This window comes from Thermomonospora echinospora (genome assembly GCF_900108175.1).
GTDB classification, from domain to species: Bacteria; Actinomycetota; Actinomycetes; order Streptosporangiales; family Streptosporangiaceae; genus Thermomonospora; species Thermomonospora echinospora.
On record NZ_FNVO01000001.1, the window covers coordinates 706,962 to 733,108 of the forward strand.

Consider the following 26,147-nt stretch of genomic DNA (forward strand, 5'->3'; position numbering starts at 1 on the left):
CGGAAGTGGCCCACAAAAGATCTTCAAGGTGACGACGGGGGCCGGGAGGAATATGACCTTCGCCACTGCTCGCGGGGGCGTTCCGGCCCGGATCCCGACCGTCGCCGTCGCCGCGCCGACCGGGCGGCGCCAGTGCCGCCCGCCACCGGAACCGACCCGACCGGTGTCCCGTCCCAGGACATCATGATCGACGCGATAGGGTCCGGGGGCCGTGCACCGGCCGCCGACGGGCGCAGGTCGTCCCGCGCGGCGGCGTAGACCTGCGATCATTGACAAAGTAGCTTGGGGGGTCCCGGTGCTCGGTGTCGGTTGACCCTCCGGGCTCACCCGGCATAAGTTGCGGCGACCGTCGTCTTGACGGGGCGGGAGCCGGGAAGAGCAGTGCGGGTCGTCGCGCTCGTGAACGCGGGCGCGAAGGAGTACGCCGAAGGTAGGAGGCCGAGCCGATCGATGCCGAGCGTCTACTGCACGCAGTGCGGTCACGCCAATCCGGATGATGCCCGCTTCTGCTCCCAGTGCGGAACTCCGCTGACCCGGAGTGCTCCGCCGCCCATGCCCCCGCGGGAGTCGCCTGGCGAGTCCACGTCCACGATCTCCATCAGCGGGATCGAGGCCTTCGAACCCGACGCCCAGCCCGTCGAGGAGCCGGGAGCCGACCACGTTGCGGTGGAGGCGCTGCCGCCCGGCACCGCCCTGCTGGTGGTCAAGCGCGGTCCGAACGCCGGCAGCCGTTTCCTGCTGGACAAGGACCGCACCTCGGCCGGCCGCCACCCCGAGAGCGACATTTTCCTCGACGACGTGACGGTCTCCCGGCGGCACGCCGAGTTCGCCCGGCACGGCGCCACCTTCTCGGTGCGCGACGTGGGCAGCCTCAACGGCACCTACGTCAACCGCGAGCGCATCGACCAGGCCGGTCTGTCCGGCGGCGACGAGGTCCAGATCGGCAAGTTCCGGCTGGTGTTCCTCACCAACCCGCACCACGGCTGACGGCGGCGGAGCGACCGGTGGCAGGCGCGTGAGCGGGCCGCGAGCGCAGTGGGCGGCGGGCGTTCCCGGCGCGCGGGCGGGACGCGCGGGCGTCCCCGGGACGCCGGAGGGTCCCCGGTGACCGCCGGGCCCGCCCGCGGGGCGATGACCATCGGGGACGCCCTCGGCCTGCTGCGGGCCGACTTCCCCGACATCACCGTCTCCAAGATCCGTTTCCTGGAGGCGGAGGGGCTGATCGAGCCGCAGCGCACCCCCTCCGGCTACCGCAAGTTCGGCCCGACCGATGTGGAGCGGCTGCGGTTCATCCTGTCCGCGCAGCGCGACCACTATCTGCCACTGCGGGTGATCAAGGAGTATCTGCAGGCCATCGATCGCGGGGAGACGGCGCCGCCGCCCTGGGCGGCCGGGCGCGGCCCGCGCCGGCTGGTGGCGGCCGACAGCACCGCCGAGTCCCCGGCGGGCGAGCCGGGCCCGCAGGTGCGGCTGACCCGCCGCCAGCTGCTGGACGGCGCCGCGATCGACGAGGACCTGCTGGCCGAGCTGGAGGAGGCCGGTCTGGTGCGACGCTCGGGCCGGCACTACGACGGCCATGCGCTGGTCATCGCCCGCACCGCCGCCGCGCTGGGCACCTACGGGCTGCAGGTGCGGCACCTGCGCGCGGTCAAGGCGGCCGCCGACCGCGAGATCGGGCTCATCGAGCAGGTGGTGGCCCCGCTGCTGCGGCGGCGCGGCCCCGGCGGGCACGAGGAGGCCGAGCGGACCGCCCGCGCCATGGCCGATCTGTCGCTGCGGCTGCACGCGGCGCTGGTCTCGACCGGGTTGCGGGAGAGTCTGGAGCCGTGATCCGGGGTACGGGCAGGTGAGCCCCGGCGGAGGAGCGCGACCGAGCGGAGGGTGTACGTTGGCATACAGGGTTCGTCAGGGGTCGATCTAGAAAGCCGAGAAGCAGCAGGGAGCCGCTGTGAAGCAGATGGAGGTCGTCGGCGTCCGGGTCGAGATGCCCTCCAACCAGCCGATCGTCCTGTTGAAGGAGACGGCCGGGGACCGGTACCTGCCCATCTGGATCGGCGCCGTGGAGGCCACCGCGATCGCCTTCGCCCAGCAGGGCGTGCTGCCCGCGCGGCCGCTCACCCACGACCTGTTCCGGGACGTGCTTGAGGCGCTCGGCGTACAGTTGCGCACCGTCAACATCACCGCCCTGCGCGAGGGCATCTTCTTCGCCGACCTGGTGTTCTCCAACGGGGTGGAGGTCAGCGCCCGGCCGTCGGACTCGATCGCGCTGGCCCTGCGCACCGGGGCCACCATCTTCGCCAGCGAGGACGTGCTGGAGGAGGCGGGGGTGGCCATCCCGGACGAGCAGGAGGACGAAGTGGAGAAGTTCCGCGAGTTCCTCAACACCATCTCCCCGGAGGACTTCGGCCGGTCCGGCTGAGCCGGCGCCGCACCGCGTCCGGGCCGCCGGCGCCCGCGCGGAGCGGCCGGATGCAAGATCATACTGTCCGGCGGGTGACCTTGCATCGTGTCCGGTATCGGCGGTTGGTTACTCTGGGAAACGGGGTAAGGGAACCAAGAGGGCGACAGCGCGCAGTTTGCCCACGTGAAGCCGGTTCATCCGGGCATGCGACGCGCCGACGCCGAACGTTGACCACACCCTGACCGGCACCTACCGTGCTGGTGGAACACCCGTGGTGTAATTCGTCAAACCCCCTTGACGAAGCGGCACGGGCTGATAGAAGCCGGAGGTCCGCGTGGCGGTGAGCAGCGGCGAGGGCAAGGCGCACTCTGAGCACCCTGACAGGCACGTCGCCTCACAACGTGCCGGAGAGCAGGGACTGCTGTTCGACACCCAGGTGTCCGCGCCGCCCGAGAACGTCGGTTACCGCGGCCCCACGGCGTGCGCGGCGGCCGGGATCACCTACCGCCAGCTCGACTACTGGGCCCGCACCCAGCTGGTGGAGCCCAGCGTCCGGGCCGCGCACGGGTCCGGCAGCCAGCGGTTGTACAGCTTCCGCGACATCCTGGTGCTCAAGGTGGTCAAACGGCTGCTGGACACGGGGGTCTCGTTGCAGCAGATCCGTACTGCGGTCTCGCACCTGCGCGACCGCGGGGTACGGGACCTGGCCCAGATCACCCTGATGAGCGACGGGGTCAGCGTCTACGAGTGCACCTCCGCCGACGAGGTGGTGGATCTGCTGGCCGGCGGCCAGGGCGTGTTCGGCATAGCCCTGGGCCGGGTCTGGCAGGAGGTCGAGGGCAGCCTTGCCGAGCTGCCCGCCGAGCGCGCCGTCCGTGACGAGGACCCCCACCCGCACGACGAGCTCGCCCGGCGCCGTGTCCGCCGCAGCGGATGACCTTCGCGAAACCCCCATATCCTCGCAAACGATCATACAACCGGATGAGTTCCCCCAGATACCGGCTTCCCTCCGCGCCATGGCCGGCGCGGGCTCAGATCGCCTCCTTGCGCTGCAGATAGGCGAACGCCGCCCAGCCCGGCAGGACCGGCAGCCAGAAGGTCAGCAGCCGGAACAGCAGTACCGCCGACGTCGCGGTCTCCGCCGGTAGCCCCGAGATCGTCAGCCCCACCGACAGCGCGCCCTCCACCGCGCCCAGCCCGCCCGGTGTGGGCGCCGCCGAGCCCAGCGCGTTGCCGGTCAGGAAGACCACCACGACCGCCGTCCACGCCAGTTCCCCGCCGAACGCGCGGATCGAGGCGTCCAGGCAGACCACGAACCCGGCGGTCAGCAGCAGCGTCCCACCGAAACCGGTGACCAGCTTGCGGGGCGTTTGCAGCACGTCCACCAGCCGCGGCACCACCCCGGAGAACATCGAGCGCAGCCGGTCGGCGACGATCCGGCGCACCGGGGGGATGGCTGCGGCGATCCCGGCCGCCACCGCCACCGCCAGCAGCACGATCACGATCATCCGGGAGGGGGCGAGGTTCTTGGTGGCGTTGTCGGTGGAGCCGGTGATGAAGCCGAACAGCACCAGCAGCAGGATGTGCACCGCCAGGCCGACGAGCTGCGAGGCGCTCACGCTGGCCACCGCGGGACCGGGCCGGATGCCGGCCCGCTGCAGGTAGCGGGTGTTCAACGCCACACCGGTGACTGCGGCGGGCGCCACCAGCTTCACGAACGAGGCGGCCAGCTGCACCAGCAGGGTGCGCCCCAGCGGCAGCCGCTCGGGTACGAACCCCATGAGCATCCAGGCCGCGGCCAGGTAGGTCGCCACCGTCCCGGCCGCCCCGACCGCGATCCACCACCACTCGGCCCGGGCCACCAGCCCGCCGATGTCGACATTGCTGAGCTGCGGGAAGACGATGTAGGCGGCGATGGTCAGGGCGACGATGCTGACGATGGTGCGCAGCCGGAACCGCTCCAGCCGGATCGGCGCGACCTCGATCTCCGGCTCCAGCCGCAGGATCTGCTCGCGGATCCGGGTGAGCAGCCCCCGGTCCTGCCGTAGCGCCGCCCTGGTGTCCCGGTTGAGCGCCACCCGCTGCAGCAGCGGCACGGCCGTGGCCAGCGTCCGGACGCCCAGCACCTCGACGGCGGTGCGGACGGCCCGCTCGGCCCCCACCCGCAGTGCCAGCGTGGTCAGCAGCTGCGCCAGGTCCAGCCGCAGCTGCAGGTCGGTGGCGGCGATCTCCCCGGCGCGCAGGTCGACGATCCAGGCGGTGCCGTCCTCACCGCGCAGGATCGCGTCCCGCTCCAGCCGCCGGTGCGCCAGCCGCGCCTGCTGCATCACCTCCAGCTGCCGCCACAGGTCGGTGAGGAAGCCATCGGTCAGCTCCTCGTCGTCCAGCTCGGCCAGCCTGCGGCCGGGGGCGTGCTCGTAGGCCAGCAGCGCCGCCTCGGTGCCCACCTCGCTGGTGCCGAGCAGCCGCGGGGTGCGCACCCCGGCCGCATGCAGCGCGTAGGCCATCAGCGACTCCTGCTCCAGCGAACGGCGCAGTGAGCGCACGGCACGGCGGGTGGAGCGGTCGCGCAGCCGCACCAGCCGCCACACCCGGTACAGCATCCCGGCGGTCTGCTGGTCCCGGTCCAGGACGGTGACCTCCAGCCGCCGCTCGCCGGCCGGGTGCCCGGCCCGCTCGCAGTCCTCGACCGCGACGTCGTACCGGCGCACCTCGTTCAGGTCCGGTAGCCGGCGGGCGCGCAGCGGCCGCAGGCCCAGCCGGCGCAGCGCTACCAGCACGGCGGTGCCGGGTGGCCGCGGGTTGGGGGTGCCGACCGCGTACAGCGTGCCGTAGCCGATCGCCCGTCCCAGGCAGTAGGTGGCCACCAGCGCCGACACCGAGGCGTACTGGGCGGTCAGCCCGGTCAGCGCGGCCAGCCCGATCATCGTCCAGGTGACGGCCTGCCAGCGGGGCCGTCCAGTCATCCGTACCGCCGTGACGAACGCGATGACCGGGGTGATGTCGGTGTGCAGCGGCGCGGTCTGCGAGCCGCCCCAGATCAGCGAGTCCAGCACCCCGCCGGGCGCGGCCGGCACCTCCCAGCCGTCCAGGGCCACGGTGAGCGCGAACGCGATCACCGCCGCCAGCAGTCCCACCGCCACCCGCAGCCCCTCCCGGCGCAGCAGCCGGTCGACGGCGAACGCCACCGGGACCGCCAGCACCCCGAAGCTGGACACCAGGGTGGCCAGGCTCAGCAGCAGGTGCGGGGCGCGCTCGGTGCCCTCCCGGATGTCGGTCTGCAGCCCCTGGGTGGTGCCCTGGGCGATGTTGACCAGCAGCAGCACCCCGGCCACCCCGGCGACCGAGGCGGCGAACTTGAAGGCGTCGGCCGGGCGGCGGATGCGCTGCGGCTGGGACGGCTCCTCCACGACGGCGGACGCCCCGGCGGTCGGGTCCGGTCCGTCCGGCACGCCGCCGGTCTGGCGCTCTGCGGGTCGTTCTGCGGGGGCTTCGGCGCGTACTGCGGGATCCTGTCCGCCGGGCTCGCCGGGGGAGGCGGCCACCGGGCGGGTCACCTCGTTGTCGTGGGCTGGTGTCACCTGGCACCGCCGTCCGGGTGCTTCATCGCGCTCAGCGTCCCAGAATCGGCGGCGACGCGTCGAGGGCCCCTCGCCAGCTCCACGTGCTGCCAAACCCCCAGCCCCGCCCGCCGTTCCCGGCCCTGGGGTTGTCGTAGTCCCTGTGTGCAGGGGCCATCGTAGCGGTCCTCTTGGCACCCTCCTCACCCCCATGGCCTGGGTTTTCCCCGGCGAGGACGGGTCGTTGAGATCGCTTGCCCGCGGTGTTGGATAGAGTTTCAGACGACAGCCGTCAAACCCTGTGCGGGAGAGATCCCACGCCGCCAGCGTGGGGCGCCGAAGGGGCAAACCTCCCCGGAACCTCTCAGGCAAAAGGACCGCACGGGCGAGGCATCTCTGGAAAGCAGGCGTGTTCCCGGCCCGGGAACGGCGTCTCACCGACGGTGCAAGTCCGTCCCGCGGGCCGGACGAAGCTCTCAGGTGCAGATGACAGAGGGGGAGACCGATCACCGGCCGCGCGCGGCCGGTGGTCCGGACGACCGCCAGCCCGCCGCGCCGGCCGCGGTGCAGCCCAGAGAGGCTCCCCAGCCATGACGACAGCCCAGACCACGTTCGCCGACCGGCACATCGGCCCCTCTCCCGACGACCACGCCCGCATGCTGGCCCGGATCGGCTACGCCGACGTGGACGCGCTGATCGCCGACGCCGTGCCGGCGGCGATCCGCACCGGCCGCCCGCTGGAACTGCCCGCCGCGCTGAGCGAGAGCGCCGCGCTGGAACGGCTGCGCGAGCTGGCCGCCCGCAACCGGGTGCTCACCTCCATGATCGGTCTGGGCTACCACGGCACGATCACGCCCGGTGTGATCCTGCGCAACGTGCTGGAGAACCCGGGCTGGTACACCGCCTACACCCCGTACCAGCCGGAGATCTCCCAGGGCCGGCTGGAGGCCCTGCTGAACTTCCAGACCGTGGTGTCCGACCTGACCGGGCTGCCGGTCGCCAACGCCTCCATGCTGGACGAGGGCACCGCGGCGGCCGAGGCGATGGCGCTGGCGCACCGGCTGTCGAAGTCCAAGGAACCCGGGGCGTTCCTGGTGGACGCCGACGTGCTGCCGCAGACCATCGAGGTGGTGCGGACCCGCGCGGTACCGCTGGGCATCGAGGTCGTGGTCGCCGACCTGTCGGCCGGGCTACCGGACGACGGCGCCCTGTTCGGCGTGCTGCTGCAGTACCCGGGCACGAGCGGGGTCGTCCGCGACTTGGCCCCGGTCGTCGCGCAGGCCAAGGAGCGCGGCGCCCAAGTGGTCGTCGCCGCCGACCTGCTGGCCCTGACGCTGCTGCGCCCGCCCGGCGAGCTGGGCGCCGACATCGCCGTGGGCTCCTCCCAGCGGTTCGGCGTCCCCTACGGCTTCGGCGGCCCGCACGCCGGGTACATGGCGGTCCGCGAGGGCATCCAGCGGCAGCTTCCGGGCCGGCTGGTCGGCGTCTCGGTGGACGCCGGCGGGCGCCAGGCGTACCGGCTGGCGCTGCAGACCCGGGAGCAGCACATCCGCCGCGAGAAGGCCACCAGCAACATCTGCACGGCGCAGGTGCTGCTGGCGGTGATGGCCGGGATGTACGCGGTCTACCACGGCCCGGAGGGGCTGCGGGTGATCGCCGAGCGGGTGCACGGGCACGCGCGGGCGCTGGCGGCGGGTCTGCGGGCGGGTGGCGTCGAGATCGTCCACGAGACCTTCTTCGACACCGTCCTGGCCCGTGTGCCGGGCCGCGCCGCCGAGGTCGTGGCGGCGGCGGTCGAGCGGGGGATCAACCTGCGGCCGGTCGATGCCGACCACGTGGGGGTCAGCTGTGACGAGACCACCACCGCCGAGCACGTCGGCCTGGTGCTGGAGGCGTTCGGCGCGGCCTCGGCGGCCGCCGAGCCGCCCGCCGGCGACCAGCTCGCCCCGCTGTGCCGCGACAGCCTCTACCTGACCCACCCGGTCTTCCACGCGCACCGCTCCGAGACCGCGATGCTGCGCTACCTGCGCCGCCTGCAGGACAAGGACCTGGCGCTGGACCGGACGATGATCCCGCTGGGCTCCTGCACGATGAAGCTCAACGCGACCACCGAGATGGAGCCGATCACCTGGCCGGAGTTCGCGCAGATCCACCCGTTCGCGCCGCTCGACCAGGCCCGCGGCTACCTGGAGCTGATCGCCGAGCTGGAGGACCGGCTGGCCGAGATCACCGGCTACGCCAAGGTCTCCGTGCAGCCCAACGCGGGCTCGCAGGGCGAGTTGGCGGGCCTGCTGGCGATCCGCGGCTACCACGCCTCACGCGGCCAGGAGCACCGCGACGTGTGCCTGATCCCCTCGTCCGCGCACGGCACCAACGCCGCCAGCGCGGTCATGGCGGGCATGCGGGTGGTGGTCGTCAAGTGCGACGCCGGCGGCAACATCGATCTGGACGACCTGCACGCCAAGCTCGGCCAGCACGGGGAGAAGCTCGCCGCGATCATGGTGACCTACCCGTCCACGCACGGGGTCTTCGAGGAGACCATCACCGACGTCTGCCGGGTGGTGCACGAGGCCGGCGGGCAGGTCTACGTGGACGGCGCCAACCTCAACGCGCTGGTGGGCCTGGCACGGCCCGGCGAGTTCGGCTCCGACGTCTCCCACCTCAACCTGCACAAGACGTTCTGCATCCCGCACGGCGGCGGCGGGCCCGGGGTCGGGCCGGTCGGCGTCCGCGAGCACCTGGCGCCGTTCCTGCCCAGCCACCCGCTGCGGGCCGAGGCCGGCCCCCAGGACACCGGGGTCGGGCCGATCTCGGCCGCGCCGTGGGGCTCGGCGGGCATTCTGCCGATCTCGTGGGCCTATATCGCGATGATGGGGCCCGACGGGCTGCGCGAGGCCACCGAGGGCGCCATCCTGGCCGCCAACTACGTGGCCCGGCGGCTGGCCCCGCACTACCCGATCCTGTACACCGGCCGCAGCGGGCTGGTGGCGCACGAGTGCATCGCCGACCTCCGCAAGATCACCAAGGACACCGGGATCACCGCCGAGGACGTGGCCAAGCGCCTGATCGACTATGGTTTCCACGCCCCGACCCTGTCGTTCCCGGTGGCCGGCACCCTGATGATCGAACCCACCGAGAGCGAGGACCTGGCCGAGCTGGACCGCTTCTGCGAGGCGATGATCGAGATCCGCCGGGAGATCGAGCGGGTGGCCGACGGCTCCTACGACCGCGCGGACAACCCGCTCAAGAACGCCCCGCACACCGCCGAGCAGCTGGTCGGCGACGACTGGAAGCACTCCTACGGCCGGGAGGAGGCCGCCTACCCGCTGCCGTCGCTGCGCGAGTCCAAGTACTGGTCCCCGGTGCGCCGCATCGACCAGGCCTATGGCGACCGCAACCTGGTGTGCTCCTGCCCGCCCCCGGAGGCGTTCGAGGACTGATCCGAGGACCGATTCGAGGACCGATCGGCCGGCCGGTCCCCGCCCGGACCGCGGGCGGGGACCGGCCGATGATCATTTCCGGCGGCGCCCGGCGTTTCCCCCGAGTGGGGGAGCGGTCGCTGGGTAGGCTCGGACGGACCCGCCAGCCGACCCCCAGAGGGCACCCATGAGCACGACGCCGGACGAGGCGACCGCAGACCCGTCGCTGTTGTGTGAACAGGCCCGCCGACTCGCCGAGAGCGGCGAGCCCACCGAGGCCGCCCGGTTGTTCGGGCGCGTGCTGGAGCTGGGCGAGGGCCCGCACCGGGCCCGCGCCGCGCTCGGACTGGCGGTCGTCCTCGACGACGTGGGGGACGTGGCCGGAGCCCGCGAGGCCGACTGGACCGCCATCGGCACCCAGGACCCCGAGTACGGCCCGCGCGCCGCCTACCATCTCGCGCTGCTGCACGAGCGGGCCGGCGAGCGGGACGAGGCGGGCCGGGCCTGGCGGATCGTGGTCGACTTCGGCAACCCCGGCTACCTGCCGCCGGCGCTGCTGGCGCTGGCCCAACTCGCCGACGACGACGGCGACTTCGAGGCGGCCCGGGACTGGTGGGAGCAGGTGATCGGCACCGGCCACCCGCAGTACGCCCCGGTCGCCGCGCACGATCTCGGACAGCGGCTGTTGGAACGGGGTGAGCCCGCTCGCGCCCAGCGGGTGCTGGCCGGGGCGCTGCGCCTGATCGACCGGGAGTCCTCCCCGTACGCCTACGCCCGGCTGGCCACCTGCATCGGCATCGCCTACCTCGACCAGGCGATCGGGGCGTTCGATGCGGTGCTGGACGACGAGGAGGCCGCCACCGACCCGGACGTGGGGCCGCTGGCCACCGAACTGCTGGCGCGCACCCTGCCGTTGCGCGGCCGCGCCGAGGAGGCCCGCGAGGTCTGGGCGCGGGGCCTGGCCAGGCCGGGCGTGGCCGGGCAGGTCCGGGCCAGGCTGCGCCGCGAATTCGCCGAGCCCGCCGGACGCGGCGAGGAGGCCGGGACGTCCTGGTGGGAGCCGCTGGTGGAGTCGGCGGTCGCCGATGGCAGCCTGCCCGCCCTCACCGGCGAGGCGTTCGGCGCCCTGGATCACATGTACGCGGTGGCGGCGCTGCGGCTGGCCCAGGGCCCGGCCGACGCTGGGGACGCCTATGAGGCGCTCGGCCAGGCGGCCGAGGTGCCCGGCGGCTACCCCTGGGGCGGCCTGCTCCACGAGAGCTTCACCGACCGGGCCCGCCGCGCCCTCGGCCCGGACGCGCCGAACGTGCCAGACGTGCCGGACCCGTCCGGCCGCTGACCGGCCCGCGGGCCTCAGTCCGCCCTCAGTCCGCCCTCAGTCCGCCCTCAGTCCGCCCTCAGTCCGCCCTCAGTCCGCCCTCAGTCCGCAATGTCCCGTTGGGCGACCACGTGCGTGATCCGCACCCGGACGAGCACCTCGCCGGGCACGGCGTTGCGGGCGCCGTACTCCTCGGCCCGGTCGGCGCCCATGTATCGGCGGCCCAGGGCCGTCGCCCACGGGCGCATCTCGTCCACGTCCTCGCTCAGCGTCGCCTCACCGTCCATCAGCACGAACGAGTACGGCGGCTTCTCGTCGTCCACGCAGAACGAGATGCGCGGATCGCGCCGCAGGTACCTGCCCTTGACGCCGTCGGCGGCGGTGGTGAACACCAGGTCGTCGCCGTCCAGCACGAACCACACCGGAGTGACGTGCGGCCGGCCGTCGGCGCGGACGACGGCGGCCTTGCCGGTGCGGGTGCCCTCGGACACGAACTGCCGCCACTCGGCCTCGGTCATCTTCTGCATGACGGGTACCTGCCCCCTCCGATGATCGACGAGTCCGTGCTGACGCTAGCGTGGGCGCATGCGCATCGCGACCGCCCACGGGCCCGCGGAGATCACCCTGGACGAGCCGGCCGGCCCCCGGTTCTGGCTGGTGCTCACCCACGGCTCCAACGGGGGAGTGCAGGCTCCGGACCTGCTGGCGGTACGGGAGGTCGCGCTGGGGCTCGGCGGGGCGGTCGCCCGTGTCCTACAGCCGTTCCGGGTGGCGGGGCGGCGGATGCCCGGCTCGCCCGCCCGGCAGGACGCGGCGTGGCTGGAGATCATCGGGGCGCTGCGCGGCCGTGTCGGCGACCGGCCGCTGATCCAGGGCGGCCGCAGCAACGGCGCGCGGGTGGCCTGCCGTACCGCGCGGGAGGCCGGCGCCGCCGGGGTACTGGCGCTGGCCTTCCCGCTGCACCCGCCGCGCAGGCCCGAGGTCTCCCGGGCCGACGAGCTGCGCGGGGCCGGGACCGAGGTGCTGGTCGTCAACGGGGACCGCGACCCCTTCGGCGTGCCCGACGCGGCGGACGCCGCGCATGTGACGGTGCTACCGGGGGAGCGGCACGAGCTGTCCAAGGACCCGGCCGCGGTCGGGGCGGCGGTGGAACCCTGGCTGCGCCGCTGGGCCGGTCTCGGCCACGGCGCAGCGGCCCAGACGGGATGAGGGCCGGGTGAGGGCCGGAGAAGAAGGGACTCCGGGCCGCAGGGGCCCGGAGATCCGCGGTCGGTAACCGGATCGATGGTGTCTACGGGCAGGTGGCGATGCCCCCGAGGATGATCACCCTGATGAACTAGTCCCCCGTGGGACGGCTCAGGCCGCGGGCGTGGCCGACCTCACGGACGGCCGGTGCGGTGCGATGACTTCCCCGTCGGGCAGCAGCTCACCGGTGTCGTCGAACACCACCACGCCGTTGCACAGCAGGCTCCACCCCTGCTCGGGGCGGCGGGCCAGCGTGCGTGCGGCGTCGCGGTCAGGTGCGTCGTGCGACGGACAAGGCGGCTGGTGCGGGCACATCGGCGTGCCTCCGGTCTTCAACTACAAGCGGGCGTATGGATCTGTCTCTGTAGGACGTTCACCAGTTTGCTGTGGTTCACGTCACCGCGGTATAGCCCGTTGGGACGATTGTCGATCTGGCACTTCGGGCGTACCCCGTGGCCGCGGCCCGGCCGGGAACGACCCCCGGTGATCATGAAACCTTCCTAAGATGCCGGGGGAGGGGAGGACCGATGCGTGTCGCGCTCTTCGTCGCATGCTTCAACGACGTGCTTTTCCCTCGTACCGGCGAGGCCGTCGCGTCCCTGCTGACCCGGCTGGGCTGCGAGGTCTCCTTCACCCCCGAGCAGACCTGCTGCGGCCAGATGCACTGGAGCACCGGCTACCAGAGGGAGGCCGCCGGGCTGGCTCGCGGGTTCACCGAGGTCTTCGGGCCGCAGGACGTGGTGGTGACCCCCGCGGCCTCCTGCGCGACCACGATCCGTGACGCCTATCCCCGGATCGCCGAGGCCACCGCGGACCCCGGGCTGGCCGGGGCCGCCGCCCGCCTGACCGTCTATGAGCTGACGGAGTTCCTGGTGGACGTGCTGGGCGTCACCGACGTCGGGGCGTACTTCCCGCACCGGGTCGCCTACCACCCCACCTGCCACTCGCTGCGGGCGCTGCGGCTGGGCGACCGTCCGCTACGGCTGCTGCGCGCGGTGCGGGGGCTGGAGCTGGCGGAGCTGCCGGCGGCCGAGGAGTGCTGCGGCTTCGGCGGTGCGTTCGCGATGAAGAACTCCGACGTGTCGGTGGCCATGGTGGCCGACAAGGTCCGGCACATTCGGCAGTCCTCCGCCGACGTGGTCTGCGCGGTCGACAACTCCTGCCTAGCCCACATCGGTGGCGCCCTGTCCCGGCTGCGCGGCGGTGTGCGGGCGATGCACCTGGCGGAGATCCTGGCCGCGACGGAGGCCTCCCGATGACGTCCGGTCCCATACCGCTGCCCATGCCGCGCGTGCTGGGCGCGCTGGGCGGAACGGGACCGGGCGAGGCCGCGCGGCCCAGGTTCGCCACCGCCGCGCGGGAGGCGCTGGCCGATACCGGCCAGCGCCGTAGTCTGCGCGAGTCCATGGCCGTGCTCCGCGGCCGCCGGGAGGCCGCCACCGCCGAGGCGGCCGACTGGGAGGAGCTGCGCGAGGCGGGCCGCGCCGTCCGCGACCGGAGCCTGCTCTCCCTGGACACCCATTTGGAAACCCTGGAAGGGGCCGTCACCGACGCTGGCGGCACGGTGCACTGGGCCGCCGACGCCGCCGAGGCGCGCCGGATCGTGGTCGGACTGGTCCGGGCGACCGGGCGGAGCGAGGTGATCGAGGTCCGGTCGCCGGTGACCCGTGAGATTGGGCTGGACCGGGCGTTGGCCGGGGCCGGGGTGGACGTCGCCGAGACCGGGGCGGCCGACCTGGCGGTGCGGCTGGCCGGCGAGCGGCCCGCGCACTTCCTGCTGCCGGCCGTCCACCGGGACCCGGCCGAGATCCGCCGGACGTTCCTGCGGCGGATGCCCGGCGCGCCCTCGGACCTGACCGACGACCCGCGGGAGCTGGCCGACGCCGCCCGGGCCCACCTGCGGCGGCGGCTGCTGTCGGCCGACGTCGCGGTGATCGGGGCGGCCTTCGCGGTGGCCGAGACCGGCACGCTGGTGATGCCGGAGGGTGACGGCGGCGGCCGGATGTGCCTGACCCTGCCCGAGACGCTGATCTGCGTGCTGGGCATCGAGCAGGTCGTGCCCTGCTGGCGGGACATGGAGATCCTGCTGCAACTGCTGCCGCGGTCGGCCACGGGCGAGCGGATGAGCCCGTACGTCAGCACGTGGACCGGCGTGTCCGCGCAGGACGGCCCCCGTGACCTGCACGTGGTGCTGCTGGACAACGGCCGTACCGCCGCGCTGGCCGACGAGGTGGGGCGGGCGGCCCTGCGCTGCATCGGCTGCGCGGCCTGCCTGTCGGTGTGCCCGGTGTACGAGCGGACGGGCGGCCACGCCTACGCGGCCGGCGGGTCGGTGCTGTCCGGGCCGATCGGCGCGATCTGGACCCCGCAGACCCGGGGCGTGCGCGGCGCCGCCGAGGCCTCGCTGCCGTTCGCCTCCACCCTGTGCGGGGCGTGCGGCGACGTCTGCCCCGTCAAGATCGACATCCCGGGGATCCTGGTGCACCTGCGCGGCAAGGTGGTCCAGGCGCGCCGCCACCGGCCGGTGCCGCCGCCGGAGATGGCGGTGATGCGCGCCCTGGCCTGGGCGATGGGCGACCGGCGGCGGTACGAGCCGGCGCTGCGCCAGGGCGTCCGCTGGGCGCGGCTGCTGTCGCGGGGCGGGCGCATCCGGCGGCTGCCGGGCCTGCTGGGCAAGTGGACCGAGGCCCGGGACCTGCCCGCACCGCCCCGGGACCCCTTCCGCGTCCGCTGGAGGGAGCGGTGAGCAGGGAGCGCGTTTTGCGGAGCGTGCGCGCGGCCCTCGGCGAGGCGCGCGGCACGGAGGTGAACGTCCCCCGGGACTACCATCACAGGCTCACCGGTGAGGAGGCCGGCAGCCGCGCCGACGTGGTCGCCCTGTTCAGCGAGCGGGTCGCCGACCACCGGGCGACCGTCCGTCATGTGGGCGCCGACGAGCTGGCCACCACGGTCGCCGCCGCGCTGTGGGCGCGGGAGGCCAAGCGCATCGTGGTGCCGGACGACCTCCCCTACGGCTGGTTGGCCCAGCTTGAAGGGGTGCAGGCGCTGGCCGACGCCGGCACCGTGGACGTGGCCGTGCTGGACGCCGTCGACGGGGTGGTCACCGGGTGCGCGGCGGCGGTGGCCCGGACCGGCACGGTCGTGCTGGACGGCGGCCGGGCGCAGGGCCGCCGGGCGTTGACGCTGGTGCCCGACTACCACCTGTGCGTGGTGCACGCCGACCAGATCGTCGGCACGGTGCCCGAGGCCGTCGCCCGCCTGGACCCGTACCGCCCGCTGACCTGGATCAGCGGCCCGGCGGCCACCCTCGATCTCGGGCTGCGCCGGGTGCCCGGCGTGCACGGCCCCCGCGAGTTGGAGGTCCTGGTCGTCGAGGACTGATGCCGCGGCCGGGCGGGTCCGGGTGTCTTTGGTCCCGGCAAAACATGTCTTCGGCCTGGGCAAAGGAGGACCCGTACCTCTGGCGTCGTGCACCGGGGTGGGGGAACCTGAAAGTAGGCCTGTGAGACGAGCGAGGGAGCTCGACTGGAGAACCTCTGAAAGGTCAGTCCCGACAGAGGAACGACAGGAGGGCTGAGAGGCCGGAACGTCGCAAGACGGTACGGCGACCCCTAGCCACCTGATCCGGACAATGCCGGCGCAGGGAGAACGCCTCACAGGTCTTCAGCATGCCCAGCGCGTGCCCATGCGGCCCTTGGCGCGGCACCGCCGGCCTGTCAGACCCCGGCGAAGAGCGCGTTTCCGCGACCGGCGATCCGTCCGCTCCGGTCAGCCCTGTCTCGCTCAACGTCCCGCCTTCCGTACAACCGGTCACCGAGCCCGCATGGTCACCGGCAGGGCCGGTGAGGAGCGTTCCGCCGGTTCCGTACGATGATCGGACCGTTCCCTTTCCAAGGCGCCGCCTTGACCTGCTCCCCGACGACGGGAACGGCGAGGACGGTGAACAGGCCCATGGGCTCCGCTCGGATGATCGCGTCGACGGCCGTCTCCCCGGATGCGGAGAGACGGCGGCTCGCCGCGGTGCGCCGGTACGCGGTCCTGGACACCCTCCCCGACGGTACGTTCGACAGGGTCACCTCGCTGGCCTCCCGGATCTTCGACACCCCCATCGCCACGGTGTCGATCGTGGACGAGCGCCGGGTGTGGTTCAAAGCTGCCCGGGGTCTGCCGCAGGGACTCCGGCAGACCACCCGGGAGCCGGGTCTGTGCGCCACGGCCATCCTCCACGAGGGCGCTTATGTGGTGAACGACACGCTGGCCGATCCGCACGCCGCCGTTCACCCGCTGGTGACGGGCGAGCCGGAGGCGCGCTTCTACGCCGCGGCCTCCATCACCACCTCCGACGGTCAGTGCCTGGGCACCGTCAACGTCCTGGACGTCCGGCCCCGGCAGGTGACCGACGAGCAACTCGCCGCCCTGGAGGACCTCGCCGCGCTGGTCATGGACGAGCTCGAACAACGTCTGGCCGCGGTGCGCACCCTCACCACCGAACGCAGGCTGCGCACCGACGCCGAACGCCTGGCCCGCACCCTCCAGCGCACCCTGCTGCCCCCGGCCCTGCCCAAGGTGCCCGGCCTGCAGGCGGCGGCTGCCTACCACACCGCCTCCGTCTACGAGGTCGGCGGCGACTTCTACGACCTGTTCCCGCTCAACGACGGCCGCTGGGGCTTCTTCCTCGGCGACGTGTGCGGGAAGGGCGCGGACGCGGCCGCCGTGACCTCCCTGGTCCGCTACACCCTGCGGGCCGCGGCCGTCTACGACCCCGACCCGCTCGCGGTGCTGGTCAATCTCGACACCGTCATGCAGCAGGAGACCCAGGACCACAACGCCCGCTACTGCACCGCCGTCTTCGGCCTGCTCCAGCCGGACGGTGACGACTTCGTCCTCACCCTCGCCGACGGCGGCCACCCTCCGCCCCTGGCGGTACGCCGCGACGGCGCCATCGAGCCGATCCACGCCCCCGGCGGGCAGCTCATCGGGATACTGCCCAAACCCAATTTCGTCCAGTCCACCGCCCGGCTGCATCCCGGAGACACCCTGCTGCTGTACACCGACGGGCTCACCGAGGCCCGCACCTCGACCGGGAGCATGCTGGGCGAGGAGGGCCTGACCGCGCACCTGGCCGCCCATCTGCCCGCCGCCCGTCCGGGCGCCCACGGCATCCTGGCGGCAGTCCACGAGCTCATCGACGGGCTGGGCGGCGGCGTCTCCGACGACACCGCGCTGCTGGCCCTGTCCGTGGCCGACCGACCGATCCACCCGTCCGCTGAGGAGGCACGGTGACCGAACACGAGCTGACCACCACCCTCCGGCTGCACCCCGCCGGTCCCCACGTGCTGACCGTGACGGGGGAACTCGATCATCACACCGCTCCCCGGCTGCGCACGGCTCTGGAGGAGATCGAACTCGAGGCCGGCTCGGCACTGGTGATCGACCTGTCCGCCGTCACCTACTGCGACTCCACCGGCATCACCGTCCTCGTCACCGCCTACCACCGCACCCAGGCGGAGGGGGCGTCGCTCGCGCTGGCCGGGCTGACCCCGGACCTCACCCGGGTGTTCACCGTCGTGGGGCTGGACCAGATCTTCTCCTTCCACCCCACCGCCGAAGACGCCGTGCGCGCGCTGAAGTCCTGACCGCGCTCCCCGGAGCGCCGGCGAGGGGCGCGCAGGGCGGCCGCCGGCAGAGCACGGCGGGCGGCCGCCGGTCGCGGACGCGGTGATCGCCGCCGCGATGTTGACGAGGACGGAGGGGCGTCTCTACCCTTCCGGTAAGTGGACAGACAGGTCTGTCTGTTCAAGGGCCGGGCGACCGCGGGCGGGAACGCCTCCGGGTGTCGAGGGCGCGGCGCCCGCGAGTGGAGCAGGAGTGCCCATGGGCGTGTACGACTTCGAGGTGACCACGGCGGACGGCGCCACCCGGAGCCTTGGTGACTTCTCCGGCAAGGTGCTGCTGGTGGTGAACGTCGCCAGCAAGTGCGGGCTGACGCCGCAGTACGAGGGACTGCAGGCGCTGTACCGCGAGTTCCGGGAGCGCGGGCTGGAGGTCCTGGGGTTCCCCTGCAACCAGTTCGGCGGCCAGGAACCGGGCACCGACGAGGAGATCCAGGACTTCTGCGCGACCAACTTCGCCGTCACCTTCCCGGTCTTCGGCAAGATCGACGTCAACGGCCCGAACGCCCATCCGCTGTTCGTCCACCTGCGCGCCGAGGCCCCGGGCGACTTCGGCCCCGACCACGGGTTCCTGTACGAGCACGTCAAGAACACCCGCCCGGAGGCCATCGGCACCGACGAGGTCAAGTGGAACTTCACCAAGTTCCTCGTGGGCGAGGACGGCGAGGTCCGGCGCCGCTACGAGCCGACGGTCACCCCAGAGGAGATCGGCAAGGACCTCGACGCCCTCCTGCCCGCCGCCTAGCGGCCGTACGCGGTGCAGGGCCGGCGCGGCCGCCACCCGGCCCGCCGGCCCTGCCCGCGCAGTGAGCCTGCCGTGGTGCTGGCCCGTCTCGGCCGGTGGTGCTGTCCCCACCACCGATCGGCGAGGCCGCACCACTGATCTTGGCGCCCGAAACGGGTTGGCTGGACTCAGGTGGGGCAGAAGGTGCCCGCCGGCCGGTCACTGTGGAGGAAACGATGGTTCAGGGCGTCGTCTCAGCCGGGCGTCCGTCCGCTCGGGGGATTCCCGGCCGGATGCCCGCCGTCGGTCGCGAGGCCGTCCGGTCATGGGCGGCGGGCCGGGGGCGGACCGTCGTGTGGGCGGTGGTCGGGGTCGGGTTCGCGGCGGGTGCGGGTCTGTTGCTGTCCAACGGCGAGGCGGCCGCCACGGTGTCCGGGGCGGCCGACGTCTTGGCCGAGGTGCACTGGGCCGTGGTGCCCGCGCTGGCCGTGCTCGTGTTCGTGCATTTCTGGTTCTCCGCCGTGGCCCTGCGCGGCGTCGCCGGCCGGCGCCTGCCCCTGCTGCACGCGACCATGGCCCAGTTCACCGGGGCGACGGCGAACAGGATCACCGGGGGCGGTGTCGGTACCGTGGCGGTCAACGCCCGCTACCTGTCCGGCCAGGGGGTCCCCGCGTCCCGCGCGCTGGCCTTGGCCGGCGTTCTCCAGGTCGGCGGCGCGCTCGCCGACCTATTGCTGTTCGCGGCGATGGTCCCGATCGCGATGACCGCGGGCGACGGCCTCCTGCTGCCGCATCTGGGGGAGCAACTGCGCGGCATGGCCCGCCCGGTGCTCATCATCGCCGCCGTCGTCGTGGTCCCGGCCGTGGCGGCGGCCTGGTTCCTGCGCGACCGGCTGTCCGGCCCCGTCGCCGCCGGGGCACTGCTGCTGCGCCGTCCCCGCGATCTGGCGGTCATGCTGGTCGCCTCGGCCGCCACCACCCTGGTCATGGGCGTGGCGTTCGCGCTGAGCGTGCTGGCGATCCCCGGCGCCGTCTCCTGGGACCGGTTCGGCGTCCTGATCGTCGTCTACATGGTCGGTGCCGCCGCCGGGGGCGTCATCCCGGGGCCGGGAGGTCTCGGCTCCACCGAAGCGGCGCTCGTGGCGCTGCTCGCCGCCACTGGCATGGAGACCACAAGCGCCGTGTCGGGCGTTCTCATCTTCCGGGCCGTCACCCACTGGGCACCCGTTCCCATCGGCCTCCTCACGGCCGCGACCGTCCGCAACCGCGGGAAGGCCGCCTCGGCGCCCGGCGACCGCCCCGAGGCACAGCACGGCCATGACGGACCCTGCGGCGAACACGGTCGGGTGGCTGCGCCACATGCTGAGCGCGGCCATGGCGGCGGGCGCGAAGCGGCCCTGTCAGGTGGGTGAGCGGTACATCGCGGTGAGCCCGGCGAGATCGTCGGGCCGGGAACGTCCGGGCCGGCCGGCGTGGGCCGGCCCGGACGTCACGGTCAGGACAGGTCGAACCGGTCCAGGTTCATCACCTTGTCCCACGCGGCGACGAAGTCCCGCACGAACTTCTCCTTGGCGTCATCGGCGGCGTAGACCTCCGCCAGCGCGCGCAGCTCGGAGTTCGACCCGAAGACCAGGTCGGCGCGGGTGCCGGTCCACTTGACCTCGCCCGTGGCGGCGTCGCGGCCCTCGAACGAGGTCGCGTCCTCGGACGTCGCCTTCCACGTCGTGCCCAGGTCGAGCAGGTTGACGAAGAAGTCGTTGGTCAGCGCCCCCGGGGTCTCGGTGAAGACGCCGAGCGAGGAGCCGTCGTAGTTCGCGCCCAGCGCGCGCAGGCCACCGACCAGGACCGTCATCTCCGGGGCGCTCAGGGTGAGCAGGTTCGCCTTGTCGAGCAGCAGGTACTCGGCCGGCAGCCGGTTGCCCTTCCCGACGTAGTTGCGGAACCCGTCGGCGATCGGCTCAAGCGCGGCGAACGACTCCGCGTCGGTCTGCTCCTGCGACGCGTCCACGCGGCCCGGCGTGAAGGGAACCTCGATGTCGTGGCCGGCGGTCCTGGCGGCCTGCTCGACGGCCGCGACCCCGCCGAGCACGATCAGGTCGGCGAGCGAGACCTGCTTGCCGCCGGTCTGCGCGGCGTTGAAGGACTGCTGGACGCCCTCCAGGGTGCGCAGCACCGTCGCCAGCTCGTCGGGGTTGTTGACCTCCCAGCCGTTCTGCGGCTCGAGGCGGATGCGCGCACCGTTGGCGCCGCCGCGCTTGTCGCTGCCGCGGAACGACGAGGCCGCCGCCCACGCGGTGGTCACCAGCTGGGACACCGACAGACCCGAGGCGAGAATCTGCCCCTTGAGGGAGGCGATGTCCTCGGCGTCGATGAGCTCGTGCGTCACCGGCGGCAGCGGGTCCTGCCACAGCAGCGTCTCGCTCGGGACCTCCGGGCCGAGGTAACGCGCGACCGGGCCCATGTCGCGGTGGGTCAGCTTGAACCACGCCTTGGCGAAGGCGTCCGCGAACTCGTCCGGGTTCTCCAGGAAGCGCCGCGAGATCTGCTCGTAGACCGGGTCGAACCGGAGCGCGAGGTCGGTGGTCAGCATCGTCGGGGCGTGCCGCTTGGACGGGTCGTGGGCGTCGGGCACGGTGTCGGCGCCGGCGCCGTCCTTCGGCCGCCACTGGTGCGCGCCGGCGGGGCTGGTGAACAGCTCCCACTCATAGCCGAACAGGGTCTCGAAGAAGCTGTTGTCCCACTGCACCGGGGTGGGCGTCCAGATGCCCTCCAGACCGCTGGTGATCGTGTCGCCACCCTTGCCGGTGCCGAAGCTGTTCCTCCAGCCCAGGCCCTGCTCCTCGAGCGAGGCGGCCTCGGGGTCGGGGCCGACGTGGTCCGACGGGCCCGCGCCGTGGGTCTTGCCGAAGGTGTGACCGCCCGCGATCAGGGCGACCGTCTCCTCGTCGTTCATCGCCATCCGGCGGAACGTCTCCCGGATGTCGCGGGCCGAGGCGACCGGGTCCGGGTTGCCGTTCGGGCCCTCCGGGTTGACGTAGATGAGGCCCATCTGGACCGCGCCCAGCGGGTTCTCCAGCTCGCGGTCACCGGTGTAACGCCGGTCGTCCAGCCAGGCGGTCTCCGGGCCCCAGTAGACGTCCTCCTCCGGCTCCCAGACGTCCTCACGGCCGCCGGCGAAGCCGAAGGTCTTGAAGCCCATCGTCTCCAGGGCGACGTTGCCGGCCAGGACCAGCAGGTCGGCCCAGGACAGTTGCTGGCCGTACTTCTTCTTGACCGGCCACAGCAGGCGGCGGGCCTTGTCGAGGTTGGCGTTGTCCGGCCAGCTGTTGAGGGGCGCGAAGCGCTGCTGGCCGGACCCTGCGCCACCGCGGCCGTCGCTGATCCGGTAGGTGCCCGCGCTGTGCCACGCCATCCGGATGATGAACGGGCCGTAGTGGCCGAAGTCGGCCGGCCACCAGTCCTGCGAGGTCGTCAGCACCTCGGCGATGTCCCGCTTCACGGCCGGCAGGTCGAGGCCGTTGAACGCCTCGGCGTAGTTGAACTCCTCGCCGAGGGGGTTGGCCACGGCGGGGTTCTTGGCCAGGATCTTCAGGTTGAGTCGTTCCGGCCACCACTGGCGGTTGCCGCCGCCCTGGGTCGGGTGCAGCGCGCGCTCGTGCGCGACCGGGCAGCCGCCCTCGCCCTCCGCCTTCGGGTCGACGACGATCGCATCATGGTTCTCGGTCATGGGAATCCTTCCGGAGTGGGCGGGTCACGGTGCTCAGGAACCGCCGGCGGTGGAACAGACGGGGCACAGGCCCCAGTAGATGACCTCGGCCTCGTCGATCGAGAAACCGTGGTCCTCGGACGCGGTCACGCAGGGCGCCTCGCCGACCGCGCAGTCGACGTCGGCGACGGTGCCGCACGACCGGCACACGAGGTGGTGGTGGTTGTCCCCGACGCGTCCCTCGAACCGAGCCGGGCTGCCGGCCGGTTCGATGCGGCGCACGAGTCCCGCCGCGGTGAGCGCGTGCAGGGCCTCGTACACCGCCTGGACAGAGACGTGGCCCACGCGCGCGCGCACTCCGGCGGCGATCGCCTCGACACCGAGGTGGTCGCCGTCCCGGACGGTCTCGAGCAGCGCGACGCGGGCGGCCGTCACCCGCAGGCCGGCACCGCGCAGCTCTTCGGCGGTGGTCGGGGTCTGGGATGCGGTCATGGCGCTCAACCTACAGCCATAAACACGAATGATTCAAGAGAACGAATCATCCAACTTTGGTGACGTGTCAGGTGGCGTCGCCAGCCGCGGCGTGACGTGCTGTCCGGGCCGCGGGTTGGAACGCGTCACGGTCAACTGTCGGGGACGGGACGAGGACGAGTATGCGCACGCGAGGCCGATGGCGGAAGAGGGCGGCGGCCGCCGCACCGGACCTTCTCCAGGTCGTGGCCGACGCTCGTGCGCACGCCCTGGACGTTGCGCGGGTCGTCGAACGGAGGGATGACGGGAGAGAGGGCCGAGTGGCAACAGGCGATGGCATCGCCGAGCGGCCCGTCAGCCGCGGACCAGGCCGAGCAGCCGCGCGGCGTTGTCCTTGAGGATCCTGGGACGGACCTCGGGCTTGATGTCGAGCGTGTCGAAGTCGGCCAGCCAGCGGTCCGGGGTGATGACGGGGTAGTCGGAGCCGAACAGCACCTTGTCCTTGAGCAGGCTGTTGGCGTACCGCACCAGCTGTGGGGGGAAGTACTTGGGCGACCAGCCGGACAGGTCGATGTGGACGTGCGGCTTGTGGGTGGCGACCGCCAGTGCCTCGTCCTGCCAGGGGAACGACGGGTGCGCCAGGATGATTCGCAGCTCGGGGAAGTCGACGGCCACGTCGTCGATCAGCATCGGGTTGGAGTACTTCAGCCGGATGCCTCCGCCGCCCGGCACGCCCGCGCCGATGCCGGTCTGGCCGGTGTGGAACAGCGCCGGGACGCCCAGCTCCTCGATCGCCTCGTACAGCGGGTAGGCCATCGGGTCGTCGGGGGAGAAGCCCTGGATGCTGGGGTGGAACTTGAACCCCCGTACCCCGTGCCGCTCGACCAGCCGCCGGACCTCCCGCACGCCCGCCCTGCCCTTCCACGGGTCGACGCTGGCGAACGGGATCAGCACGTCCGGATGGGCGGCGCAGCTCTCGGCGACCTCCTCGTTGGAGATGCGCGGCCATCCGGTGGCGTGCTCGGCGTCCACGGTGAACACCACCGCCGCCATGTTCCGCTCGCGATAGTAGGCGGCCATCTCGGCGATGGTGGGCTGCCGGTGGCCGTGCGCCTTGAAGTACTCCTCGGAGGCGCCGAACAGCTCCGGGCTCAGCGATCCGTGGCCGTCCCTGGAAATTTCCGCGTGGGTGTGCACGTCGATCGCGGTCAGCCGGTCGACGTCGATCGAGGGGGTGATCGCCAGGTCGTTCATCTCAGGCCTCCGGTGCCTTGGGAGCGGGGATGTCGCAGGTCTTGGGCTCGGCGCCCACGCCCGTGCGCCAGTGCTCGGCGATCCCACTCGCTTGCCCGGCGACGACCGCCACCCTGCCGTCCGGCCGCATACCCGTCCCCGTTCTCCCAATCGACAGGATTCCTGCTGGTTCGTAGTGTCAGGTCGATCAGGTTTCCTGTCAATCGTCTAGCCTGGACCGGTGGTGGGATCGTCGGGTGGGGAACCAGGGAGCGAGTCGACGCCGGCCGGCCCGGCCGCCGTCAAGGCGCCCCCGTCGCTGCTCTACATGGTCAAACGGCTGGAGCTGGCCGCCCGGTCGCGTCTGGAGGGGCTGGTGCGGCCCGCGGGCGTCACCGCGCTGCAGTACACGGCCCTCACCGTGCTGGAACGCCACGACGGCCTGTCGGCGGCCCAGCTGGCCCGTGACTCGTTCGTCACCGCCCAGTCCATGGCCGATATGGTCCGTGCCCTGGAGAACCGCGGCCTGATCCGCCGGGAGCGCAACCCCGCCAACCGCCGGGAACTGCTGATCCACCTCACCGACACGGGCCGGGCGCTGCTGGCCGACCTCGCCGAGCCCGTCCGCCGGCTTGAGGAGCACATGACCGGCGACCTGACCTCACAGCAGGTGGCGCAGTTCCGCCATGCCCTGTCCCGCACCTGGCGCACCCTCTTGTGAAACCCCCGGGCAACTCCCGGCCATCGGCAGGGGGTGCCGCTCGCCGGCCGCTCCGCGCCGCGGGGCGTCTGCTGCCCTATGCCGAGTGAGCCCTTTTCCGGTAGGCGTTGGGCCTCGCGTGCTTGCAGGGCGCAGATGGCTTTGGCGATGTGGTCGGCGTGATGGGGCGACGGCGGAGTCTGCGTAAAATTGCCCCGGTCTTCAGCCGGGCGATGACACGCCGCCACGGCCGTGGAGCAGCGGGTTTTTTCTGCGGCTCATGCTTGTCGCGATCGAGATGGCGTCTGCGGCGCGGGCGACCCGCGCGGGGACGCACTGTGCGAATCGTTGCCCGTGCCGTCGCGTCTTTGCTCCTGCCGAGTCGGCGCCGCCGGCCGCTCAGGCGGATATCGGCTGATTCTGGAGACCGGCCACCGGACTCCCGCCAGTGGATATAGTCTGCATCGTCATGTGAATGCGCGTTGAAAAGGAGAATACCTTGGCACAGAAGGTTCAGGTCCTGCTGGTCGATGACCTCGACGGCGGCACCGCGGACGAGACGGTGAAGTTCGGCCTCGACGGCGCCGAATACGAGATCGACCTCAGCGGCGACAACGCCAAGAGGCTCAGGGAGGCCCTCGACCCCTTCGTCGACCATGCGCGCAAGGCGTCACGCGGGCAGGGTCGCAGCCGGAAGGCGCGGCCGACCGGCAGCCGTGAGCGCAGCGCCGACATCCGGGCATGGGCCAAAGCGCGCGGCATCCAGGTCAATGAGCGCGGACGTATCCCGGCCTCGGTCGTGGAGCAGTACGAAGCCGCCCACTAGAGGTATTGATTACGGCGTTGCCGGCGGTCGCGGGAACATCGTGAAGTCCTCCAGTGCGGTGGAGCCGTTCAGGACCGCACCACACCGGAGGCCTTCACACCCCACCGTAATACCCGGCCGACCGTTCACGGCGGACGGTTTCTCCTCGCCGTGGTGGCCGGCGTGACGATGGTCGTCGTATGAGCCGCCTCAGGAGGGATCTGGTCGATGGCCCGCCGGCATCCGTTGTTCGCCCGCTACTACGCCCGGGCCAGCCCGCGGTGGGAAGGCCGGATGGCCGTCCACCGCCACAGTCTGTCGGCCGGCCTGGCCGGGCGCGTCATCGAGATCGGGGCGGGCACCGGTGCCGGCTTCGCTCATTACCCGCCCGAGGTGACCGCTGTCCTCGCCGTCGAACCCGAACCCCACCTGCGCCGCCTCGCCCAGGCCGCCGCCCGGCGGGCCCCGGTGCCCATCGAGGTGATCGACGGCGTCGCCGAACGGCTCCCGGCCGACGACGCCTCCTACGACGCCGTGGTCTCCTCCCTGGTGCTGTGCTCGGTCCCCGACCAGGCCGTCGCGCTGGCCGAAATCGCGCGGGTCCTGCGTCCGGGCGGGCAACTGCGGTTCTTCGAGCACGTCGCCGCCGCCACCCCGGGCCGCCGCCGCATCCAGCGCGCCCTGGACGCCACCGTGTGGCCGCGGCTGGGCGGCGGCTGCCACACCGGCCGCGACACCGCCGCCGCCATGGAGCAGGCCGGCTTCACCATCACCCGCCTGCAACGGCTCACCTCCGCCGACACCGGCATTCCCTTCCCCGCCGCCCCGCAGATCCTCGGCACCGCCACCGCCCCCGCAGCGCACCCGTGACCGCGCCCGTCGCCGCTTCAGCG

The 26,147-nt window shown here is 72.7% G+C and carries 24 protein-coding genes and 2 riboswitches; of the genes, 17 read left to right on the forward strand and 7 right to left on the reverse strand.

Going from position 1 to position 26,147, the window contains the following annotated elements:
* The first annotated feature begins 450 nt into the window (after nucleotides 1–450).
* The 4 genes from C4U03_RS03210 (at nucleotide 451) to C4U03_RS03225 (ending at nucleotide 3,338) form a co-directional block, all read left to right on the forward strand.
* On the forward strand, nucleotides 451–987 hold the full coding sequence (locus C4U03_RS03210; RefSeq protein WP_103936056.1) for an FHA domain-containing protein: 537 nt from the start codon (nucleotides 451–453) through the stop codon (nucleotides 985–987).
* Nucleotides 988–1,104: 117 nt separating this feature from the next.
* Nucleotides 1,105–1,830: a transcriptional regulator FtsR gene (gene ftsR, locus C4U03_RS03215; RefSeq protein WP_200826996.1), complete on the forward strand. Its 726-nt coding sequence runs from the start codon at nucleotides 1,105–1,107 to the stop codon at nucleotides 1,828–1,830.
* 118 nt (nucleotides 1,831–1,948) lie between these two features.
* A complete protein-coding gene (locus C4U03_RS03220; protein ID WP_103936057.1) occupies nucleotides 1,949–2,419 on the forward strand; it encodes a bifunctional nuclease family protein in 471 nt (156 codons plus the stop codon).
* Between the two features lie 316 nt (nucleotides 2,420–2,735).
* Nucleotides 2,736–3,338, forward strand: a complete 603-nt coding sequence (locus tag C4U03_RS03225) for a MerR family transcriptional regulator (protein WP_103936058.1) — start codon at nucleotides 2,736–2,738, stop codon at nucleotides 3,336–3,338.
* 94 nt (nucleotides 3,339–3,432) lie between these two features.
* Here C4U03_RS03225 and C4U03_RS03230 read toward each other — a convergent pair whose 3' ends face one another.
* Nucleotides 3,433–5,982 carry a lysylphosphatidylglycerol synthase transmembrane domain-containing protein gene (locus C4U03_RS03230; protein WP_103936059.1) on the reverse strand — a complete coding sequence of 850 codons (2,550 nt, stop codon included), beginning with the start codon at nucleotides 5,980–5,982 and terminating at the stop codon, nucleotides 3,433–3,435.
* 273 nt (nucleotides 5,983–6,255) lie between these two features.
* Nucleotides 6,256–6,351: riboswitch (glycine riboswitch) on the forward strand.
* Nucleotides 6,352–6,464: riboswitch (glycine riboswitch) on the forward strand.
* 87 nt (nucleotides 6,465–6,551) lie between these two features.
* Between C4U03_RS03230 and gcvP the strand changes: the two genes are divergently transcribed.
* Both gcvP and C4U03_RS03240 read left to right on the forward strand, forming a co-directional pair.
* Nucleotides 6,552–9,401 (forward strand): aminomethyl-transferring glycine dehydrogenase, encoded by a 2,850-nt coding sequence (gene gcvP, locus C4U03_RS03235; protein WP_103936060.1) that lies wholly within the window; start codon nucleotides 6,552–6,554, stop codon nucleotides 9,399–9,401.
* 166 nt (nucleotides 9,402–9,567) lie between these two features.
* Nucleotides 9,568–10,719 carry a tetratricopeptide repeat protein gene (locus C4U03_RS03240; protein ID WP_103936061.1) on the forward strand — a complete coding sequence of 384 codons (1,152 nt, stop codon included), beginning with the start codon at nucleotides 9,568–9,570 and terminating at the stop codon, nucleotides 10,717–10,719.
* A gap of 80 nt (nucleotides 10,720–10,799) precedes the next feature.
* On the opposite strand, the gene C4U03_RS03245 is transcribed toward C4U03_RS03240, so the two are convergent.
* Entirely contained in the window at nucleotides 10,800–11,225 is a 426-nt protein-coding gene (locus tag C4U03_RS03245) for a PPOX class F420-dependent oxidoreductase (protein ID WP_103936062.1), read from the reverse strand.
* A gap of 58 nt (nucleotides 11,226–11,283) precedes the next feature.
* On the opposite strand from C4U03_RS03245, the gene C4U03_RS03250 reads away from it, so the two are divergent.
* Nucleotides 11,284–11,907 carry an alpha/beta hydrolase family protein gene (locus C4U03_RS03250; protein ID WP_103936063.1) on the forward strand — a complete coding sequence of 208 codons (624 nt, stop codon included), beginning with the start codon at nucleotides 11,284–11,286 and terminating at the stop codon, nucleotides 11,905–11,907.
* Nucleotides 11,908–12,054: 147 nt separating this feature from the next.
* On the opposite strand, the gene C4U03_RS03255 is transcribed toward C4U03_RS03250, so the two are convergent.
* Nucleotides 12,055–12,258, reverse strand: coding sequence for a DUF5999 family protein (locus C4U03_RS03255; protein WP_103936064.1), 204 nt, complete (start codon nucleotides 12,256–12,258; stop codon nucleotides 12,055–12,057).
* Nucleotides 12,259–12,470: 212 nt separating this feature from the next.
* Here C4U03_RS03255 and C4U03_RS03260 point away from each other — a divergent pair, with 212 nt between their 5' ends.
* The 7 genes from C4U03_RS03260 to C4U03_RS03290 all read left to right on the forward strand — a co-directional run bounded on the left by C4U03_RS03260 (nucleotide 12,471) and on the right by C4U03_RS03290 (nucleotide 19,751).
* Complete coding sequence (locus C4U03_RS03260; protein ID WP_103936065.1) at nucleotides 12,471–13,202, forward strand: (Fe-S)-binding protein; 732 nt, start codon at nucleotides 12,471–12,473, stop codon at nucleotides 13,200–13,202.
* Nucleotides 13,199–14,689 (forward strand): lactate utilization protein B, encoded by a 1,491-nt coding sequence (locus C4U03_RS03265; protein ID WP_103936066.1) that lies wholly within the window; start codon nucleotides 13,199–13,201, stop codon nucleotides 14,687–14,689. Before C4U03_RS03260 ends, C4U03_RS03265 begins: the two co-directional genes overlap by 4 nt.
* A 14-nt stretch (nucleotides 14,690–14,703) precedes the next feature.
* A complete protein-coding gene (locus C4U03_RS03270) occupies nucleotides 14,704–15,324 on the forward strand; it encodes a LutC/YkgG family protein (RefSeq protein WP_235017609.1) in 621 nt (206 codons plus the stop codon).
* A 585-nt stretch (nucleotides 15,325–15,909) separates the two neighbouring features.
* Nucleotides 15,910–17,226 (forward strand): PP2C family protein-serine/threonine phosphatase, encoded by a 1,317-nt coding sequence (locus tag C4U03_RS03275; protein ID WP_103936068.1) that lies wholly within the window; start codon nucleotides 15,910–15,912, stop codon nucleotides 17,224–17,226.
* Entirely contained in the window at nucleotides 17,223–17,579 is a 357-nt protein-coding gene (locus C4U03_RS03280) for an STAS domain-containing protein (RefSeq protein ID WP_103936069.1), read from the forward strand. The genes C4U03_RS03275 and C4U03_RS03280 overlap by 4 nt, the downstream gene beginning before the upstream one ends.
* A 238-nt stretch (nucleotides 17,580–17,817) precedes the next feature.
* Nucleotides 17,818–18,360, forward strand: a complete 543-nt coding sequence (locus tag C4U03_RS03285) for a glutathione peroxidase (RefSeq protein ID WP_103936070.1) — start codon at nucleotides 17,818–17,820, stop codon at nucleotides 18,358–18,360.
* 272 nt (nucleotides 18,361–18,632) lie between these two features.
* Nucleotides 18,633–19,751 (forward strand): lysylphosphatidylglycerol synthase transmembrane domain-containing protein, encoded by a 1,119-nt coding sequence (locus tag C4U03_RS03290; protein ID WP_160146900.1) that lies wholly within the window; start codon nucleotides 18,633–18,635, stop codon nucleotides 19,749–19,751.
* 83 nt (nucleotides 19,752–19,834) lie between these two features.
* Here C4U03_RS03290 and katG read toward each other — a convergent pair whose 3' ends face one another.
* The 4 genes from katG to C4U03_RS42370 all read right to left on the reverse strand — a co-directional run bounded on the left by katG (nucleotide 19,835) and on the right by C4U03_RS42370 (nucleotide 23,900).
* Nucleotides 19,835–22,066 (reverse strand): catalase/peroxidase HPI, encoded by a 2,232-nt coding sequence (gene katG, locus C4U03_RS03295; protein ID WP_103936072.1) that lies wholly within the window; start codon nucleotides 22,064–22,066, stop codon nucleotides 19,835–19,837.
* A gap of 33 nt (nucleotides 22,067–22,099) precedes the next feature.
* On the reverse strand, nucleotides 22,100–22,537 hold the full coding sequence (locus tag C4U03_RS03300; protein ID WP_103936073.1) for a Fur family transcriptional regulator: 438 nt from the start codon (nucleotides 22,535–22,537) through the stop codon (nucleotides 22,100–22,102).
* A 333-nt stretch (nucleotides 22,538–22,870) separates the two neighbouring features.
* Complete coding sequence (locus C4U03_RS03305) at nucleotides 22,871–23,743, reverse strand: amidohydrolase family protein (RefSeq protein ID WP_146087247.1); 873 nt, start codon at nucleotides 23,741–23,743, stop codon at nucleotides 22,871–22,873.
* Nucleotides 23,744–23,771: 28 nt separating this feature from the next.
* Nucleotides 23,772–23,900 (reverse strand): hypothetical protein, encoded by a 129-nt coding sequence (locus tag C4U03_RS42370; RefSeq protein WP_268817482.1) that lies wholly within the window; start codon nucleotides 23,898–23,900, stop codon nucleotides 23,772–23,774.
* Between the two features lie 90 nt (nucleotides 23,901–23,990).
* On the opposite strand from C4U03_RS42370, the gene C4U03_RS03310 reads away from it, so the two are divergent.
* The 3 genes from C4U03_RS03310 (at nucleotide 23,991) to C4U03_RS03320 (ending at nucleotide 26,124) form a co-directional block, all read left to right on the forward strand.
* The gene (locus C4U03_RS03310; RefSeq protein WP_235017610.1) at nucleotides 23,991–24,470 is read left to right on the forward strand and encodes a MarR family winged helix-turn-helix transcriptional regulator; all 480 of its coding nucleotides are present in this window, start codon (nucleotides 23,991–23,993) and stop codon (nucleotides 24,468–24,470) included.
* A gap of 478 nt (nucleotides 24,471–24,948) precedes the next feature.
* Entirely contained in the window at nucleotides 24,949–25,275 is a 327-nt protein-coding gene (locus C4U03_RS03315; RefSeq protein ID WP_103936075.1) for a histone-like nucleoid-structuring protein Lsr2, read from the forward strand.
* A 207-nt stretch (nucleotides 25,276–25,482) separates the two neighbouring features.
* Nucleotides 25,483–26,124, forward strand: coding sequence for a class I SAM-dependent methyltransferase (locus tag C4U03_RS03320; RefSeq protein WP_103936076.1), 642 nt, complete (start codon nucleotides 25,483–25,485; stop codon nucleotides 26,122–26,124).
* The last annotated feature ends 23 nt before the right edge of the window (nucleotides 26,125–26,147 follow it).